Origin of the sequence: Paenibacillus sabuli (assembly GCF_014705605.1) — a bacterium.
Classification (GTDB): domain Bacteria; phylum Bacillota; class Bacilli; order Paenibacillales; family Paenibacillaceae; genus Paenibacillus_D; species Paenibacillus_D sabuli.
Window position 1 is genome coordinate 43,581 of record NZ_JACXIZ010000046.1, and the last position, 19,319, is coordinate 62,899.

At 59.7% G+C, this 19,319-nt stretch carries 9 protein-coding genes and 1 pseudogene; 2 read left to right on the forward strand and 8 right to left on the reverse strand.

Annotated features, from left to right (window positions below; genetic code table 11):
* Window positions 1-49: 49 nt before the first annotated feature.
* From IDH44_RS21970 to IDH44_RS21985, 4 genes are all read right to left on the reverse strand, one after another.
* On the reverse strand, window positions 50-6,235 hold the full coding sequence (locus IDH44_RS21970) for an S-layer homology domain-containing protein (RefSeq protein ID WP_190920970.1): 6,186 nt from the start codon (window positions 6,233-6,235) through the stop codon (window positions 50-52).
* A gap of 53 nt (window positions 6,236-6,288) precedes the next feature.
* Entirely contained in the window at window positions 6,289-11,562 is a 5,274-nt protein-coding gene (locus tag IDH44_RS21975; protein ID WP_190920971.1) for an Ig-like domain repeat protein, read from the reverse strand.
* Between the two features lie 12 nt (window positions 11,563-11,574).
* Window positions 11,575-12,165, reverse strand: coding sequence for a TetR/AcrR family transcriptional regulator (locus IDH44_RS21980; RefSeq protein ID WP_190920972.1), 591 nt, complete (start codon window positions 12,163-12,165; stop codon window positions 11,575-11,577).
* Between the two features lie 159 nt (window positions 12,166-12,324).
* Window positions 12,325-13,266 (reverse strand): aldo/keto reductase family protein, encoded by a 942-nt coding sequence (locus tag IDH44_RS21985; protein WP_190920973.1) that lies wholly within the window; start codon window positions 13,264-13,266, stop codon window positions 12,325-12,327.
* A gap of 196 nt (window positions 13,267-13,462) precedes the next feature.
* Here IDH44_RS21985 and IDH44_RS21990 point away from each other — a divergent pair, with 196 nt between their 5' ends.
* Window positions 13,463-13,795: a winged helix-turn-helix transcriptional regulator gene (locus IDH44_RS21990; protein ID WP_190920974.1), complete on the forward strand. Its 333-nt coding sequence runs from the start codon at window positions 13,463-13,465 to the stop codon at window positions 13,793-13,795.
* Between the two features lie 139 nt (window positions 13,796-13,934).
* Window positions 13,935-14,318 (forward strand): response regulator, encoded by a 384-nt coding sequence (locus IDH44_RS21995; protein WP_190920975.1) that lies wholly within the window; start codon window positions 13,935-13,937, stop codon window positions 14,316-14,318.
* 78 nt (window positions 14,319-14,396) lie between these two features.
* Here the strand turns inward: IDH44_RS21995 and IDH44_RS22000 are convergent, their stop codons facing one another.
* The 4 genes and pseudogenes from IDH44_RS22000 to IDH44_RS22015 form a co-directional block, all read right to left on the reverse strand.
* Window positions 14,397-16,454: a peptidoglycan D,D-transpeptidase FtsI family protein gene (locus tag IDH44_RS22000; protein ID WP_190920976.1), complete on the reverse strand. Its 2,058-nt coding sequence runs from the start codon at window positions 16,452-16,454 to the stop codon at window positions 14,397-14,399.
* A gap of 59 nt (window positions 16,455-16,513) precedes the next feature.
* Complete coding sequence (gene fni / locus IDH44_RS22005; protein WP_190920977.1) at window positions 16,514-17,617, reverse strand: type 2 isopentenyl-diphosphate Delta-isomerase; 1,104 nt, start codon at window positions 17,615-17,617, stop codon at window positions 16,514-16,516.
* A 30-nt stretch (window positions 17,618-17,647) separates the two neighbouring features.
* Entirely contained in the window at window positions 17,648-19,159 is a 1,512-nt protein-coding gene (locus IDH44_RS22010) for a phytoene desaturase family protein (protein ID WP_223869932.1), read from the reverse strand.
* Window positions 19,135-19,319 (reverse strand): annotated as a pseudogene (locus tag IDH44_RS22015) (glycosyltransferase); the annotation flags it as partial. The gene IDH44_RS22010 and the pseudogene IDH44_RS22015, both read right to left, overlap by 25 nt.

Consider the following 19,319-nt stretch of genomic DNA (forward strand, 5'->3'; position numbering starts at 1 on the left):
GGGGCTGGCCCTCGGGTCTATTTATGACCTGAGGGCCAGCCCTTGTCACTCAGCCTTCGTTCAGATACGTCCAGTCCATGACGTTCCGCAGAAGGACTGCAGCTTCCTCCCGCGTAATCATAGCTCCCGGTCGGAAGGTTCCGTCCGGATAACCGCCGACGATCCCTTCGCGCGAGAGCATCGCCACCGCTTCGATCGCCCATGGCGGAATTTCTTGCGCATCGCGGAATGCCGCCACCGCCCCTGCTCCGCTATCAGACGGCGGCGCCGCATCATCAAGCACTCGCGCCAACATGACAACCGCCTCGGCTCGGGTAATTTCTTGCAGCGGATTCAGGTACAACATCTCGCCGGCATCCGAGCCTGCGACCCATCCCGCATCCACGGCTCGGATCATATAGGGGAGGGCCCATGTGCTGACACGGTCTCGATCGGCGAATCCTGGCTGTAGTTCCGTTGACCCGCTCGGCGGCAACTCTTCCATCCCCACGATCATCTTCACGAATTCCTGCCTCCGGATCGATTGTCCCGGGGCGAAGACCCACCGTCCGGATTGCTGCCAGCCCTCCAGGATGCCGACCGAGGACAATCGATACACGGCATCCGTCGACCAGCGGCCGCGCATATCTGCGAATCGAGTCATCTGCTCATCGTATAATAATGCGTACTTGCTGAAATGCGGGAGCTCGGCCACCACCGTGCCATATAGCGGGTTCACCTCGCCTCCAATATACTCCCAGCGGAGCTTGCGCTCGTTGTACCAGTAGATACCAAGCTTCTCGTAATCGGCGACATCCTCGAGACCGAAGCGGATCAGGAGCTCCGGCGGCTGTTCGAAGCGCACCGGCTTGTTCGTCTTCACTTCATAGATCGAGCCGATGAGCCGCCTGCTCTCGCCTGCCAGGTACGGCTCCTCATTCGTCACCGTACCGATTCCGACACCTGCCCCTTCCAGATCCCACCGCTGCGCGAATACTTTCAATGCCGCGCGGTCCCCGACAGCGATATCGCGCGCTTCGCCATCCTGCAGGGCCAGATAATCGAGAAATACCGTTCCTTGCTCCGCTTCAATGATCGACCGCAGGGCTTCCCGCAGCATGACATCCATATCCTCAGCCGGTTCCCCGTCCGGGCTCGTCGGGATCCAGATCGGAAGGTCGACGGGATTCCGGGGGTAGTTGTCCTTCCAATCCTCGTCGTACCAGTCCTCGTAATCCGCGATCTCTCCTTGGCCATCCCCCGGTTGGATGTGCACAACGAAGGCATCCTGCAACGCGTAGTCGCCGGCGATGCGATAAGCAGCATGGGCCACCAACTTGCCCGGATGATTCACGCTTATTTTGCCATTGGACAGTTCGCCGTATTGTTCGCCCAGCAGCAGGTCCCAACTGACTAAATTCGAATCCAGTACGTAGGCTTCCCCGCGATCGTCGATTGCCACCAGCTCCAACTCCGCCGTCTCGCCAACCTGCAAGACCAGGTCGACTCCCTCTTGCGCCTCGTCGGCTTCGCCCTCTTCAAGGGTCGCGGAACGTTCGCGAAGCTCCGCGAACTGCAACGATCCCACACTGTCGTTCACAGCCTGGAAGGCGTAGACGGAGCGATTCCCGGCCGCGTCTTCGGCTGTCACCTCTATATAGCGGCTCAGATAGCCGGCAATCGAGACGTCAGCGGTAAATCTGCCGTCCAAATCGGATTCTACCGTCGCGCCGTCCACCGTGACGACGCTCCCGGGCTCGGCAATGCCACTCACCGTCACGAGTTCGTCCCCGGAAGAGAGTACGCTGGTCCCCGGTGATTCGATCTTCAAGTCCGGGGCGGCTGTATCCAGTCGAACCTGGACGCCGGAGATTGTGACATCGCCCTGCTCGTTGACGGATACGACATCAATCCGATTCAGCCCCTCCGTCAATTCGACAGCCTGCTGCCACTCGTCGCCCGAGCGATCGGCCGCATGCCGCTCGTTGACCCTCACTTCAGACTCGACAGTCTGATCGGCTTGAAGCGCCACATCCACTGCCGGCTCATGGACGACATAGATCCTGTCTCCTTGCGCATCCACCATACGCCCGGCTTCCACCCCGTCAATTCGAACGGTCAACTGTGCTTTCGCAGGGGCCGGCTCAGGTACGTACAAGGGGGCGGACACCGCTGCCCGGCCGTACACGTTCAAGCCATCCACCTCTTGGTAGGCGGTGACCTCCATTCGATAGGTATCGCCCGGGACCAAGCCGAACTGCTCTCCCGTGCCCTGATCATGATAGGTGCCGCCGATGCCAGCCTCTCGCCGGCCTCCCTCGACCTGCACCGCCCCGATATTCGGCAGCGGCCTGCCATCGGCGTCCAAGGCTTGCAGCACGAACCCGTCCGCTTCTCCATCGAAGTCCCATTGCGCCCGGATTAAGCCGTTGCCCACCGGTTCGATCACGACCTGATCGGGCGCAGGCAGCTCATACGGATTGTCAATTACGAACGAAGTGTCGCTGTATCGATCAGCCTCCAGCATGTCTTTGTCTACCACCGTCGCACGGATGTAATAATTGCCGGAAGCCAGCGTTTCAGGCAGGGTCACCGTCGTCGACCCGGACGTCGGCAGCGCATGAAGCAGCAGCTGACCGGAGTCCGTATCGCCGTCTTCACTGAGATACAGCGCCACATTCATGTCCTCGTCCACATGATCGGCGTGCCACTGCACCTTGAGCACGTGGCTTCCGGTCTGTTCGACCGTCAGCTGATCGAGCACGGGGAGTTCCTTTACATCCAGCAGGCGCCCGTCGTCCAGCGGCTTGCTGGTCGCCACCTTCCAGGTGCCCGGCTGAGGATCCGTCACGGAGACGTAGATGTACTGCTCCGCAAGACCGCTTTTGCTTTCCTCGGCGGATATATGCTGGATCAGCATATTCTCGTCCTCAATCAGTTCATACGGCTGACCTCCCGGAGTCGTCATCTCCACGTCCGGACGCTCGCCGCTATAGGCAAATTCGAACAACGCAAAATCCTGCTCGCCCACCGGAATGTCCAGCGTGGACGGCAACGCACTGGACAGCAGCATCACTTGCCCCTTGGCTTGATTCGTCCAGTTCGCCATGGAGGACACCCGCTTGATATTGCTGCCGTACAGCATCGTTCCGGCTAATTCCCCGTTCTCCAGAATTGGCTCCGTCGATAATCCTGCCGCTTCCATCATCGGCATCGAACTGAGCGAGGCCAGCCTAGGACGACTGTCGCCCCAATCGTATCGCATATTGATCGGAATATTAATTATCCGGGCGGTGGCCGAGACGCCGCCCGTGCTGATGTATCCTCTTACGTCCGCAATTTTTTTGCCGCCGACGAAGAGAATATTGCGCGGTACGATCAAGGAGACATTACCGCCACCTGACATGGTCACCGGCCCCATAATCCCTGTATTGTCGGAGCTGTAAGAGATCGTAGCCGAAGCGTCCCCTTCGATCACATCGAAGACCGAGATCTCCGCGCCGATCTTGGCTTCAATCCCCGAATTCCGCAAGCTGTCCTCGATCAGGTACCGCCCGTATGCCTTCTCGAAAATCGGAATTTCTAAAACCGAGATCGACGATTCGAAAAGGATGCCCCGAAGCGAGGCCTCAAGACGCATATCATCGGCAAACAGGATGTTCCCGATCGACATCCCGCCGATCACGACCAGCTTCAAGGGAGGCAGCACATTGAAGTTGCCGGCAAGGGTATCGTACAGATCGTTGAATCCGCCGCCGCCCTTGGTGATATAGCCGACCGTATAACCGGGAATCAACGGAATACCCGGCTTGCCGCCTACATAGAACTCAAAATTATCGAGTATTGGAATCGAATTGTTCAGAAAACGAATCGTAAACAGCCCGCCTGTTTCGATGACTTTAAAGTTCACGTCGGCTTCCAGCTCATAGATCTGATCCAGGGTATCGACGAGCAGTCGGCCTTCCGCGCCGAAATCCATCCCTGGCAGTAAATCCTTGGGCATGCCGACCTCGCCCTCTGCCCGCAACCCGAGAAAATCGAAATTCCGATTGTCGTTCAAGCCGAAACGAGCCTCTTCCAGGTCAATGTTCAGCTTGAGCGGGAAATCATCATCTCCGTCATCCTGCAACGCGCCAAAGTTCATGGACAACCTACCGCCAAAAGAAACGCTTTTGTCTCCAACAACGGCATTTTTGATCGTCACCGGGAAATACGACATCGTGGCGACTTCATTCAAGTAATCCACCAGTTCCCATTGAACGCGAACGGGCGATTGCTCACCCCTCGCATCCAACGCGTAATGCTTGCCATCCTCCAGCTCGATGGCGAACGGTCCCGACACAAACGGGAAATACGGGACTGACAATACGCCCGTGCCGCGAATTTCCAAGGTGCCGTCATTTTTCTCGATCCGCAGTAATTGATCGCCGCCGAATCGACCTCTGACCGTCTCGTCTCCGTCAAAACGAATAACCGAATTGATGGTCGTGCCCGGAGCCGCTTCAAAAACCGAGGCTCCCCCGGAGCGAAGCTCGCGGATGTCGCCGCGGATCGTCAGCAATACCTCGCCGCTCACCTGCGCCAATGCCTGCTCCTTATCTATCGGTACCATTTCATAGCTCGTGCTCCGCTTGACAATTGCGAGCAACCCATAGCTTCTCGATTGATACTCGGTATCCATTGTCAGTTCGATCTGCCTGTCGAAGCGGCCGTACTCCCCGGCGTCCAGTTGCAGCGTGTAATCGCCCGCCTCGGGGCGCTCCTCCAACCACAGCTCATTGAGCTCCGCTTGCATCAGGCCGTCGTCCAACACCTCGTAATCGACAAGCGGGAAGCGTCTGCCATCATGCTCGCGGACCAGTGCAAGATCAGCGTCCCAGTTGTTCACCAGCGCGGAGAAGCCCTGCCCCTTCATGCGAATCCAGCGATCACCGGCCTCAATGAATTTTTTGCGCGGCAAGACGTCCAGCAGTTGCAACTGCGGCGCGGCGCCGGAGAGCGCCGGCATAATCACATAATCGGCATGGGTCGTCTGCCGCCCGCCAGACTGTCTCACCCCGACCCAATACCGCGCTGCTTTGTAGGTTTGCTGCGGGATCGCCTTCACTTGCCACGACAACGTGGTCACTTCGCCGATTCGCAACAGATCGATGCGCTTCTCCCGCATTTCCCCTTCGGCTAATTCCAGTTCCAGCGGCAACCCGAGCTCGACGACCGCATTTTGAATCACCCTGGCATCTGCTCTCGTATTATCAATCGTTACCATTATCTCAAAGTGGTCTGGTGCATAGCTGTCTTGCTCCTCGTTTACGCGCAGTTCTTTCGGCGCGAGAAATTGCACCCCGTAACGCGCCTCCGGTTCGGAGGTGAAAAAGCTGCCCAGACCATAATAGGTTTCAAATTGCATCGTCTGACCCGCGCGCAGCGTGGCCGGGTTCCAGTACAGCGCCACCGCGCTGTCGCGGCTGCCGTAACGGTTCTGATCCGTTGTGAAATCAATGTCTTGTACAGCGTAATCCCAGGTCGTCGCCGACAGGCCCTCCCAATGCGCCACAACCATTCGATCCGGGATGCGGTTATCCCAGCCGCGCAAAAACCCGTAGGTCATCACTTGAGGCGAGAGCGGATCGTCGACCGCCCGCCAGTAGGCCGGTACGTTCGATCCGTTCAGATCGGTCTCTGTCCGGATGTACTGGTCGCTGCCGGACAGCGCAATCGGCGACGAATCCTCGGCGCCCAGCATCGTATCGAGCAAGATGCGGCTGCCGACGGAGACCGATTGAGCGGTCGTATTCGTCACCTCATAGGCAATCTTGACATTCCCGATATTCGGATTTTTCACATCGTCAACCAACGTAATCGTCTGGACCACTTCCATCCCGTCGATCCGCCATACCGATCGATTGGACAGCCCCTGCGTCGCGGGGCGGTCCGAGAATCCGCTATCCAGACCGAGGTAGCCGTAATCTGCACCAAAAGTGTAATCCGCGCCGTCGATCCGGAACGTCGTGAACGACGTATCCGGCTGCTCGTCCAAAAAAAGCAGGTCGCCCTCGTCATCCATGCGTAGCGGGTGGCCCTGCTTCGTCTGAATGCTGAACCGCCCGGTATCCTGACTCACCGACACCTCTACATAATCGTTGCCGACGTACTCGATTTCGGAAGCTGAGGCGGGCTGCGCCTCCGCCGGCACAAGCGTGCCGGCTGGTAAAAAGAGTACGCCGCTAATCAGCATCAACATGAGCTTTTTAATCATCCGTTATCTCCTCGCTTCAGGATTTCAGAGCGCCAATAAGACATAGGGGTTACTTATTCCGGCACCACGTATACATGAATCAAATGATAGCGCCTCTGCTGATCCTGGAGAAGGAATGTATAATAGCCGTATTGCGTCACGGTGATCGCATCCGTGTCCAGCCACTCTCCGTTGGACTTAAAGTATCCCTTGGCCCGGAACCCCCTGTCCCACTTGACGTTCAAGTGTCCCAGCGCCCCAATCGGCCGCAGCTGAATGTCATAGCCTCGCACCGTCAACGCCGTACCGCTCGGCGGCAACTCCCCATTCACGTAGCCCCTGAGCGCGTCCCGTCCGATTACCTGCGCCGGACGCGTGAAGCGCAGCGCATTCCCCGCCCGATCGAACGCCTCAAAGGCAAGTTCATACTCCCCGGCACGGTGGACATCGATCGAATGCCGGACAGTGGTCGCCGACGTGAGATCCCCGTCTTGCGCATCGACAATACGCATACCTTCGAACGGATCAAAAGCCTCGCCTTCAACGATGATCAACGGCTCGCCTGCCGAATAGCGAACCTCCGGCGCCTCCCGGTCGATGTTGTCCACCGTGATTTCCAGCCAGTAAACATTGCCAAGCGCATCCTGCGCCTGAAGCCAGCGCGTCTCATTGCGTGTGAAGATCTGCTCCAGCCCGCCGTCGGCCTCGCGCAATGTCAATTCGCGGTCACTCGCGATCGTTACCGTGACACTCTCACGAGTCGGCTCCGTTTTCGAATAATGCAGCGCGATCTCGGCCAGCGATGTATCAATATTCGTCACAACGGCCTCCACCGTTGTCCGATTGCCGGCTTCGTCTTGCACGAAAAACGTGAAGCTGCCGTTCTCGGTAAAAACATATTCGTGACGCCTGAAGTTATTCGTGACATAGATTGTCTGGCTGGGATCTGCGGCGCTTACCCGGGCGATCACCCGTCCGCCGGTCGGCTCGGTCGTGCTGTATGTGACCGTCACGTCGGGTTCGTCCCGTACGATATGGTTCACTTGTGCCATGACGGGCGTCACATTGCCCGCCCGATCCATCAGGATGAAAGTAAAATTTCCGTTTTCCACAAAGTCATAGGTCGTCTTCCCGCCATTGTTGACGACTTGCACGCCCGCCTCGTCCGGCTCAATTGTGGCTCTAACCGGCGCATTCGTCGGCTCAATGGTTGAGTAGCGCACGCTCGCCTGCGGCGGCGTCTTGTCAATGCGGTCGACCACCGCTGTGACCGCATTCTCATTTCCGGCGGCATCCCGGAACGTAAAGGTGAATGACCCGTTCTCAGTAAAGGTGTGCTGTGAACCTCCATCATTAAGAAAAATCACGTCCGCTCCTGAATTGTCGGAAGGCAGCAGGCTCACGGTCACATCCTCGTTCGTCCAGCCTCTTTCGCTGAAAAGCAGCGTACCCTTCGGTGCCTCCCGATCGATCCAGTCCACCGTCACCGGCCCGGAGTCCCCGACATTACCGGCGGCATCCGCATAGCGAAAGGTAAAGGTGCCGTTATGTTCAAACGTATAAGTACGTTCATCCAGATTCGTCATCGCGATCGGTGCTGTTTCCTGTTCAAAAGACAAGGTCGCCGTCACCGGCCCTGACGTCCACGTAGCGGGCGTGAATGTGACCGTCGGTTCAGGCGTTGCACGGACGATCCAGTCGACAAACGCCGTCCTTTCGGTCTCGTTGCCAGCCGCATCTCGAAATCGGAACGTATGCTCGCCATTTTCCGTAAAGACGATCTCGTCTCCGCCCTCGCTCCATATGACGGGTGCCATCCCCGAGTCATCGTACACCGACAAGGTGACCGTCACGTCTTCCTGCGTCCAGTATTCCGTGGAATACCGAATTTCCCCGCCCGGAGCCTGCAGATCAATATTCATGACTTGCGCCTGCCCGTTGCTGGTAAGCCCCGTCTCCAGATCCTCGACAATGAAATCGAGCGTGCCGTTCGCATGGAACCGGTAGACAACCTCGGTTACCGTCGCATCCGCTGAGGGATGACCGAGAATATCGCCCCCGTCTGTCTTGATCCGAATCAGCTCGGCATCATCCGGGCCCCGGATGCCGCGCAGAGCGCGCGGAGGTTCACCCGCCACGCTGACAGTCACATCCACCGGCTGATTAGTCCAGTTAGATGTAGAGCGAGACACGTCCGCTGTCGGCAAGCTTGTATCGATCCAGTCCACATTCACCGTGTAGACGGATGCATTGCCCGCCTCGTCGGCGAAGCGCGTCTCGACACTTCCGTTCTCCGCAAAGGTCAACTCGTACTTCGTGACTGGAGTCTCAAGCGCATCCGGCGCCGATACGTACACCGGCTCAGAGAAGGTGAGCGTCGCGATTACCGGCATCGCCGTCCGCTGATCCGGCGAGAAAGATTCTTCCGCGACCGATGGGACCGTATTATCCAGCCAGAAGGAATTGCTGACCGCGATTCGCGTATTCCCTGCCTCGTCGACGGCCCGGACCCATAAATACCAATTGCCATCGGCGGCCTCCAATTCAACCGCTTCTCCCGCGTCCACCCCGCTCCAGGCTTCCGGCGCATCAAGCGCATCTGCACGCATCGACCATGCATATTCTAATGCAAGGGCCGTCGGAGCAGAGGCGTTGTCCGTTGCGAGGACGATTGTCGATACCGCTTGTTGCTTGTGATTATTGCCATTGGTCACAAACTGGATGACGGGAGACGTCCTGTCGATATGATCGACGTTCACGACCCGGGTCGCCGCATTGCCCGCTTGATCATATACCGTCAAAGTGCGGGTTCCATTCTCTTCAATCTGAAAATCTTGCGTCCCGGCCGGCGTAAAGTTATCCGTATAAGATAAGGTGACCGTAACATTCTCTTGCGTATAGCCGTCAGGATCAAACGCCGCATCGGTAATCGTCGGCGGGGTCACATCATAGGTCGCCCCAATCGTGTACACCTCGCTTTCGTTGCCGGCCTCATCCCGATATTGCACATGAATGTCCACTTTTCCCTCCGCGTCCGCCGCGTCGTCCAGATCGATCGTTGCGCTCGGCGTCTGGACATAGGACAGCCAGTCGCCCCATGCGGCGTCTTCCACCGCGTAGCGGACTTCCATAGCGGTCACGGCGCCTTCGTCCGCGGCCGTAAAATTAACTGCAATTTGCTTTTCATTCGTATGCCCGTGTCCATTGGCAAATAGCGCGGCGCCTTGCGGCGGCAAATGATCGAGCGAAAAAGGCTTGCTCGTCGCTGCGGTCGTATTGCCAGCTTCATCCGTCACATTCACATGGATGCGGAGGACACCGGACACGCCGTTCAGCTCAAGATCTCCGTCTGCAGAAGTCAGCCAATCGCCTGTCCCGTAATCTTCGGGGGACTTCCCTTCCTCCAGAATAAGATAGGCGATGTCGCATTGGGCTGCATCACTGATGGCATCATCCACCACGACAGCTATCTCGGCACGGGAAGCATATACGCCATTGTTGCCATCGGGTTGAAATTCCACTTCCGGCGCGATGTTGTCCACCAGGAACGAGACGCCTTCAGCGCTGCCTACAGTGAACCGCTCGACATTCCCCAGGTTATCCTCGGTCTTCACGTGCAGATACAGATTCCCGTTCTCGCCCTCGGGCGTCGTCTCCGTCCAGGAAGCCGGCAGCAACTTTCCGTCGATCCGTTTCTCCCAGCCGCCGTCTGATTCGTCCGGTTGGCCCCCGCTATGCGTCCACATGACATACAACGTTCCCTGCTCGTCCGCCCGATTTCCCTCCAGCGTAATATCCACTGAATGGAAGGTCTTCGGCTGGTCAGACGCCGTGTAGGAAAAATTCGGTACGGGTGCAGCATCGTCCACGATGTAATCGCCAAACGTCTGCACCTCGGACTGATTGCCGATTTGGTCCGTGGCCCTTACCTCCAGCACGTGCGTACCCGCAGTTGCCGGTATTGTCGTGTCGACCTCGTCTGACGATTCGCTTTGCCATCCTCCCCCGTCCCAGCGGTAGTCCATGCTTTGTACGCCTGCATCATCCGAGGCACGAAGCGTAACGGGGATTCCGCCCGCACCCGCACTCTCGCTCGGGGAGGCCGTAATCGCCGGGGGGGTATTGTCGAAATAATACGGACCATGGCTTACATTGGTGGCATTCCCTCCCCGATCCTCAACGCGCACGTGCAGATAATACGCGCCATCCACATTACCGGACGGGGGCAAGGCCTCCTCTGTCACTTCACTCGGATTTCCCGCGAACCCTACATCGGTCCAATTCCCGGAGCCTCCTCCCGTTCCTTCCACCCATTCATATTGCACCTTGGCCAACCCCGATCCGACATCTGTTGCCGTAATCTCCTCTTCGGGATTTTTTGTGTATGTATGACAGTACTCGCAGGTCACGCTGCTTTCGGGAAAGATGGCATCCAGCGTAATCGCTACGCCACTGGCCGCGAGCCCGTGTTCCGCACTGTCGTAGGTTGTTCCCCACGCATTGCCGGCAAAGTCGGTTACCGTCCCGACAAAATCCGTCACCTCCAATTGCGCGACATCATCGCCTTCTTTCACCCGGTAAATAAACCAACTGCCGTATCCGTTGTACGAGCTAAAAATCGCTTCCTCTCCATTATTAAGCTGAAGTACGGCATCTTCCGGCATGATGGTCGGTTCATCGAACCGCGCCTGAAAGTAAATTGATTGCGTATAACCGCTGGTACTATATCTCCCATATACACCTGATTGAGCTTGCAAACGTTCGAATTGGGGAGGTGTAATATCGATCGCAATGGCGTTCTCGCCTCTTATAAAGGCGGTCAACTGGTTATAAATATCCGTTTGTCCAGAGACTTCATAGTTGGTGCCGCCGCTGCCAGAACAGGGGATGGTAAGGGTAAATGCCAGCGGCCCGCCATCGGTAGGCTTGAATTCAAGATCCTCGTCGTACAATTCCACACCGCCGCTATTCACCACCGTGAAGGTGAAGATAGCGGTTTGGTCGTCTTTTTTTCCGGCGTACTGAAAGTTCAGCGTAGGGGAAGAACCATAGTTGTCCAGAACCATCGGAATGCTGCCGCTTGTACAGCCGACAGGTTGGTTAAATTCAATCATAAGCTCTATTTTTTCGCCATATGTATAGTAATACGGAACTTCCCCCACCCCGGTCAAGTGCGTCGCATTGTCGATCGGCTTCTCCTTCTCCACATACACGTTGGTTACTTCCAGAGACGTATCCGCATGCGCCGGTATGACCGAAAATAATAACCACAAAAAACCGAACAGCAGCATCATTCCGGCAGTTCGTCCATACCTGCGCAAACCTGTCAGCATCAATACCATCAGCATTCTCTCCTCCTCCTAATTTCCCCTCTTGATTCCATCCCAAAAATGCCCCCACGCCAGTTCGAATCCTTCCCAGAACGTCTCCGCAGATACGCACCGCTGCAATTGCCAGAACAAGCCGTCCATCATGCATAGCAACGCTCTGGCATAGATCGCGCTGTCTCCTGCCCGCACTTCGCCTCGGCGCATGCCTTCCTCAAATAGCTCGGCAAATAATTGACACTCCACATCAGCCAATTGATTGAGCGCTTCTTTCAAATTGGTTTGAAACACCTTCGGCGGGAACAACAACAACCGCATAAAGATTTTGAGCTGCAAATCGTCTTCAAAGTGAAAGTGAAAAAGCTCGCGAAGCAACCGGTGCAGCTGCGCCTGAGTTGAGAGATTTCGAAACTCCCGGGAGTGGGACTGGGCGATATCCAAATGATTGTTCAATACTTCTTTGTAAACTTGAAAAAATACATCCTCCTTGTTTTTGTAAAAGGCGTATATAGCAGAAGGCGTGATGCCGACCTCATCTGCAATCAGCTTGACCGTCATACCTTCGTAACCTTTCTCGGCAAATAATCTAGCAGCGGCATCTATAATCGCTTTTCTGGTAGACATGACTTCATAATCTCCTTATGAATAAACGTTCATTAACCTTATCTGATATTATAGACCCGGGTCTTTTGGACTGTCAATGCTCAATTGAACGTCGCTTCGCGCGACAAAACGAGCCTGCCGCATTAGGCGGCAGGCTCGTTTTGTATCAATTTGTGTATACTAGCCCTGCAGCACATCCTCGATTCGCTGCACCACATCCGCGGCGAGCTTCACCCCGGCCGCCTTGACGTTCTCCTCGACCTGCTGGGGCCGGCTGGCGCCGACGAGCGCGCTCGACACGTTGGTCTGACGCAGGATCCAGGCCAGCGCGAGCTGCCCCACAGTCAGATCCAGCTCCTGCGCAATGCCGGCGAGCTGCTGCACCTTGGCGATCTTCTCCGCCGTCACGCCCTTTCGCATGCCGTCCTTCTTGGCCGCCCGGCTGTGCTCGGGGATCGCGTCCGCCGAGGCGTACTTGCCGGTCAGCAGCCCTTGCGCCAGCGGCGAATAGACGACCTGACCGATGCCGTTGCGCTCGCCGAACGGGATGATCTCCTTCTCGATATAGCGGTTGAACATATTGTAGATCGGCTGATTGACGACGATCCGATCCAGCAGATAGCGATCCGCGACCGCCAGCGCCTCCTGCATCTGCGCCGCCGTCCACTCGCTGACGCCGACATACAGCACCTTGCCCTGGCGCACCAGATCGTCGAGCGCGCGCAGCGTCTCCTCGACCGGCGTCGACGGATCGTGGCGGTGGCAATAGTAGAGATCAATATAGTCCGTCCCCAGCCGCTTCAGGCTGGCATGCGCCTGCTCGGTGACGTGCTTGCGCGAGAGTCCGCGGTCGTTGGGCCCGTCGCCCATCTCGCCGTATACTTTCGTCGCCAGCACGTAGCTTTCGCGCGGATACGCTTTCAGCGCCTGGCCCATGACCCGCTCGGCCGCGCCGCGTTCGTAGACGTTGGCGGTATCAAAGAAATTGACGCCCGCCTCATAGGCCGCCGCAATCGACTTTGCCGCGGGATCCTGATCGACGTAGCCGCCGTACGTGAGCCAACTGCCCAGACTGATTTCGCTCACCTTCAGACCGGTCTTGCCCAGCTTCCGATATTCCATTCGATGCCCAGCTCCTTTTACGTTGCGATAATTAAGCGCTTAGCTATGCGCCTGTCGGCACTGTGCGATACGCCCACCCGTTAAGTGTAGAAGAGTTTCTATCAAATGAGAAGTAGTGAAATCTTTCTCACTATATTATACTTGATATACCTGCTATACAAAGGATAGCAAGTAGTGCGATTGGAGGAGGAAGAGCATGAGCAACAGCAATCAGGTGCCGAAGGCACCGCTCGTCATCGAATGCAACATCGAAAAAACACTGGACGTGCTCGGCGGCAAGTGGGCGTTTCTCGTGCTGCGCGAGCTGTTCGGCGGCACCCGCCGCTTCGGCGAGCTGCAGCGCTCGATCCCGGCGGTCAGTCCGCGGGCGCTGACCAGCACGCTGCGCCACCTGGAGAACAAGGGCGTGCTCGAACGCACCGTCTATCCGACCGTTCCGGTGACGGTGGAGTACACGCTGACGCCCAAGGGCGAGGACCTGCACGGCATCATCAAAAATATGAAACTCTGGGCAGCGAAATGGACGTAGCCCAAAGCTCCGCTCTGATTGCAACTGACTGCGGCCGCTTGCGCAAACGCTGTATCGGCTTGCCAATGTTCAGATTTTGTTTAGATACAAATTGTATAATTTGATCAGAAAGCAACATGGACGAAGCGGAGGGCGAAGTGTGGCGAAGATTATGATCGTGGACGATGCCGCATTCATGCGCATGACACTGCGCGGCATATTGGAGAAGGGCGGGCACGAGGTCGCCTGCGAAGGGGCAAACGGCGAGGAAGCGGTCCGGCTGTACGGCACGCACCAGCCCGATCTGGTCACGATGGACATCACGATGCCCGTCATGGACGGCATTGAAGCGGTCCGTCAACTGATCGCCCGCCACCCCGCAGCCAGGATCCTGATGTGCTCGGCGATGGGCAATCAGAGGATGGTCGTCGATGCGGTCCTCGCCGGCGCCAAGGACTTTATCGTGAAGCCATTTAACGGCGAGCGCGTCCTCGAATCGGTCGAGCGCGCGCTGAGCAGCGCATTCTCACCCCCCAGCGTCTGAACACGTTCCATGATTTAGATAAAAGCCGTACGCAGGTCGTCTCCCTGCGTACGGCTTTTTCATTCCCGCGTTCCCGCCTTAATTATCCGTCCCGCCATTCTCCTCGCCGTCCTGCGACAGTTGCTTGCCCTTCGGCTGACCGTCCAGACCGACGTACGCATCGTAGGCATCGAAGATCTGCCGGGCGATCGGCGCCGCGCCGCGGCCGCCGTAGCCGCCGTCGGGCACGACGACCGCCACCGCCAGTACCGGATCGTCGGCCGGCGCGTACGCGATGAATACGGCGTTCTCCACCTTTTTACGATTGCCGACATCCTGCTGCGACGTCCCGGTCTTGCGCCGGAAATCATAAGGAAAGTCGTCGAAGCCCCGCACCGGCACCTGATCCATGCCGATCTCGATCTCGCGCCAGTATTCGTCCGGTATGTCTACTTCGTTCAATACTTCGCGTTCATAGGTCCGCACCAGCTCGCCGTCGCTTGTCCGGATCTCCTTGACGAGCTGCGGCTTGATGCGCTGGCCCCGATTCGCCAGCATCGTCGCGTACTGCGCCAATTGCAGCGCCGTGTACTGGCCCTGCTGGCCAAAGGAGGCGTAGATCAACGCAGACTGCGAGCTGCCCGATTCGGCCTCGTGGAAATAGTTGATGATGCCCGACGACTCGTTCGGCAGCCCGCTGCCGGTCGGCACGCCAAGTCCGAATTCCTTGTTGTAACGATCCCACAGCTCGAGGCCCTCGTTGCCCGGCATCATGTAGAGCTTGTTGCCGACCATCTCCGACATGAACGCATTGGACGACTTGGCGATGGCCCGGGACGGATCGAGCAGACCATTGCGGGCGTTGCTGGCGTTGTTGACGCGCGTCTCGTAGCCCTCGCGGCCGAATTCGAAAAAGCCGATATCATTGTACATCGTCGTCGTCGTGAACAGACCTTCGTTGAGGCCAAGCAGCACCGACAGCGGCTTTTGCGTGGAGCCGAGCGGCACGAGCGACGACGGGTGATTGTAGCCTTCCTTGACGTCCTCGTAGTACGCCGGAACGCTGCGGATCGTGCCATTGTTGGTGAAGTACATCAGATAATTGTATTGCTCCTGCGACACGCCGTCCTTCCAGACATTAGGGTCGTAATCCGGCATGCTCGCCATCGCCACCACATTGCCCGTCTTGACCTCCATCGCCACGGCGTAGCCCGTCTTGGCATAGGGGGCGTACTCCTGCGGATCGGAGGAGGTGTTGATCGTGTGCAGGTGATCGAGGATCGCCTGCTCGGTATCGAGCTGGATATCCCGATCGATCGTCAGATAGACGTTGTTGCCCTTCTCCGGCAGCGTCAGCTCCATCGGCCCGACGATCCGGCTCATGTAGTCGACCGGATACGTCTTGAGGCCGTTGCGGCCGCGCAGCTCCTCCTGGAACATCAGCTCGATGCCGTCGTAGCCGACCAGCTCCTTGTCCAGGTATTGATCGGCTGGATCGCGGTTGCCGTTGTCCTCGGCAATATCGACATAATACCTGATCGCATTGTTGCCCTGATTAAGGGAATTGAAGCCGCGCATATACCCGATCAACTGCACGGCAATCGTATCCTCGCTGTAATTGCGGATGCTCTCCTCCACGATCTCCACGCCGGGGTACAGGTCGCGGCGCTCCATGAAGTAGGCGATCTCGCGCTCGCTCAGGTCGGCCTTGATGCGGCGCGGCTCATAGACGTACGAGCGCCGGCCCTTGACGTCCATAATATCGAAAATCTGCTCCTCCGTGAGCGCCTCCGCGTCCGGCTCCCGGTTCGCGTTGAGCGCCTCGGCGAGCCGGCCCGCCATCTGCTGCGCTTGCTCGGTGCTCGTATCGTACGCCAGCGTGTAGTAGAGCGACTGCATAGAAGTCGAGTACGCGATCTCCTCGCCCCCTGCGGCGAGAATATTGCCGCGAATCGGCGGAATCTTGACATAGCGCGTGCCGATGCTGGCCTCCCGCTCCTTCATCTCCGGCCCCTCGACGAACTGCAGCACGGCCAAGCGCACGATCAGCACCGAAAACGCGAAAAACGCGACAAAGAAAAACACGTTCAGCCGGAATGAAAAATTCCGGCGCTTGGCTGCCTCGCGCTTGCGCTGCTCCTCGGTACGCAATTGCATAACTGGTCCTCCCCCCGGACGCCGATCCCCCGATCCGTCCGGCCCTTACTCGTTACGTTCTAGTATACTGGAACGTCCGGCCGATTCCAACTCCCCGCGTGGACGAGCCGGTCCGTGCCTCGCAGCGCCGCAAGATCGACCGCGCCGATACCCAGCATCGCCGCCCGCAGCTCCAGTTCGATCCGGGCCAGCAGTGCATCGAGCCGCTCCTCCGAGTCGACCGCCGCGGCCAGCAGCGAGCGGCCCAGCCCCGCCAGATCGGCGCCGAGCGCAATCGCCTTGGCGCAGTCGACGCCGGTGTGGATGCCGCCGCTGCCGATGATGCAGCCGCCCGGCGCGGCCGCCCGCGCCTCTCGGATGCAGACGGTGGTCGGCACGCCCCAGTCGGCGAACGCCGACGCCGCGGCGCGCCGCACGTCGTCGCGGCTGCGGTGCTTCTCCACCTCGCTCCAGCTCGTGCCGCCCGCGCCGGCGACGTCGACGAATGCGACGCCCGCGTCTGCGAACTGGCGCGCCGCTCGGCCGTCGATGCCCCAGCCGACCTCCTTGACGCCGACCGGCACCGGGAGCTCGCGGCACAGCCGCTCGATCTTGGCCAGCAGCCCCGCGAAGTTCGCGTCGCCGCCCGGCTGGAAGACTTCCTGCAGGCTATTGAGATGGAGCACGAGCGCGTCCGCCTCGGTCAGCTCCACCGCACGGCGGCATTCCTCGGCACCGTAGCCGTAGTTGAGCTGTACCGCCCCGAGATTGGCGAGCAGCGGCACGTCCGGCGCGCAATCGCGCACGCGGAAGGTCGCCGCCTGCTCCGGCGATTCCAGCGCCGCCCGTACCGAGCCCAGCCCCATCGCCCAGCCCCGCCGCTGCGCCGCTGCGGCGAGCCGCCGATTGATGTGATGCGCGCGGCTCGTGCCGCCGGTCATCGAGCTGACGAGCAGCGGCGCCCGCAGCGGCCTGCCGAGGAAGCGCGCGCTCAGATCGATGGCCGCGAAGTCCAGCTCGGGCAGGGCGTTGTGCCGGAAGCGGTACTGCTCGAAGCCCGCGCCCGTTCGCAGCCCCTGCACCTCCTCGTCCAGACAGATCGCGATATGCTCGGCCTTGCGGCGGGCGGTCTCCGACTGCGGCTCCGCGGCGCGCTCGCCCTCCCTTATTTCCTTTCTCGTCATTCGTGTACCCCCTTAGTCCTTTTGCCTTCGTCAGCCTTCCTTCAAAATCGCCTCGGCCACCAGCTGGCCGGACAGCGCGACCAGCGGCGTGCCGCCGCCCGGATGGGTCGTGCCGCCGACGAACCACAGCCCGCGCAGATCGCCGCGATTGGACGGCCGGGCGAACGTCTGGCGGGCCGAATTGGACGAGATGCCGTAGATCGCGCCGCGGTAGGCCGACGTCTCCCGGCGCAGCTGCTCCGGCGTATACGTCGCCTCGACCTCGGCGCCGTCCGCCAGGCCGTCCACCCCGAGCTCGCTCAGGCGCTGCAGGATGCGCCCGCGATAGGCCGGCGCCCGCTCCGCCCAATTCCAGTCCGGCGACGTGTAGGGCGCGTTGACGAGGATGAACAGGTTGCTCCCGCCCGCCGGGGCCATGCCCGGCTCGGAATGGCCGGAGTGGCAAATATAGACGGCCGGGTCGTCCGGCGCCCTGCGGTGATTGAAGATATCGTCGAACTCGCTGCCATAGCGCGCCGGGAAAAATACCGTGTGGTGCAGCAACTGCGGGTAAGTGCGGCGAATGCCCGCCAGCAGCACGAATCCGGACAACGAGGGCTCGTAGCGCGCAATCCGCGCGTCGCGCAGGCGCGGCCGCTCGGCTTCCGTCAGCAGCTCGCCGCTGATGGACAGCACATCGCCGCCGGCCACGACGACCTCCGCGGCGTACGCCCCCTCCTCCGCATGCTCGCCCTCCGCGGTGCGTACGCCGCGGACGCGGCCGGACGCGGACAGGATGCGCGTCACCCGGACGCCGGTGCGGATCGTCACGCCCAGCTCCACGGCGAGGCGCCGGAACGCCTCGACGATCGCATACGTGCCGCCGCGCACGCCGTATACGCCCAGCGCCGCCTCCAGATGGGGCAGCATGCCGAACACGGCCGGAGCCCGGCGCGGATCGGAGCCGACGTACGTGGCGTAGCGGCCCAGCATCGCCAGCGTATTGGGATGGCGAAAATAGCGGCGCAGCAGCCGGTCCAGGCTGAGCAGCGGACGCACGCGCAGCAGCGCGCCGAGCAGCCGCGGATCGGCCTTGTCCCGGGGCGTGAGCAGCAGCCGATGCAGGAAGTGCCCCTCCGCCAAGCGGTACAGCCGCTCCGACTCCGCCATGAAGGCGCGATAGCGCTGCGCGTCCTGCGGACTGTAGACTGCGATCTGCGCCTCCATCGCCGACGCGTCCGCCGACAGATCGACCATCGAGCCGTCCGCGAATACGTTGCGCGCCGCCGGGGTCAGCCGGTACAGCTCCAAGTAATCCGCCATCTGGCGGCCGGCGGCCGCAAATACGCGCTCGAACGCGGCGATCATCGTGATCGTGCTCGGTCCGCGATCGAAGCGGTAGGCGCCCATCTGCACGCGCTGCAGCTTGCCGCCCAGCGCGTCATGCTGCTCCAGCAGCATGACGCGGCAGCCCGCGGCGGCGAGCCGAATCGCCGCGCTCAGCCCGCCGAGTCCGCCGCCGATGACGACGACCTGCTTCATGAGTACCGCCTGCCTTTCCATCGATATCCGCCGCGGCGCGCGCCATGCCACGAGGCCGCGGCGATCGCGACCAGGAGCGCCGCCGACAGCGGCTGCAGCAGCGCGAGCCAGGGCGGGTGCCCGGCGCTGCGGTCGGCCGCCAGCTTGACCGCGATGCCGAGCGCCCAGCCGAGCGCGGCCG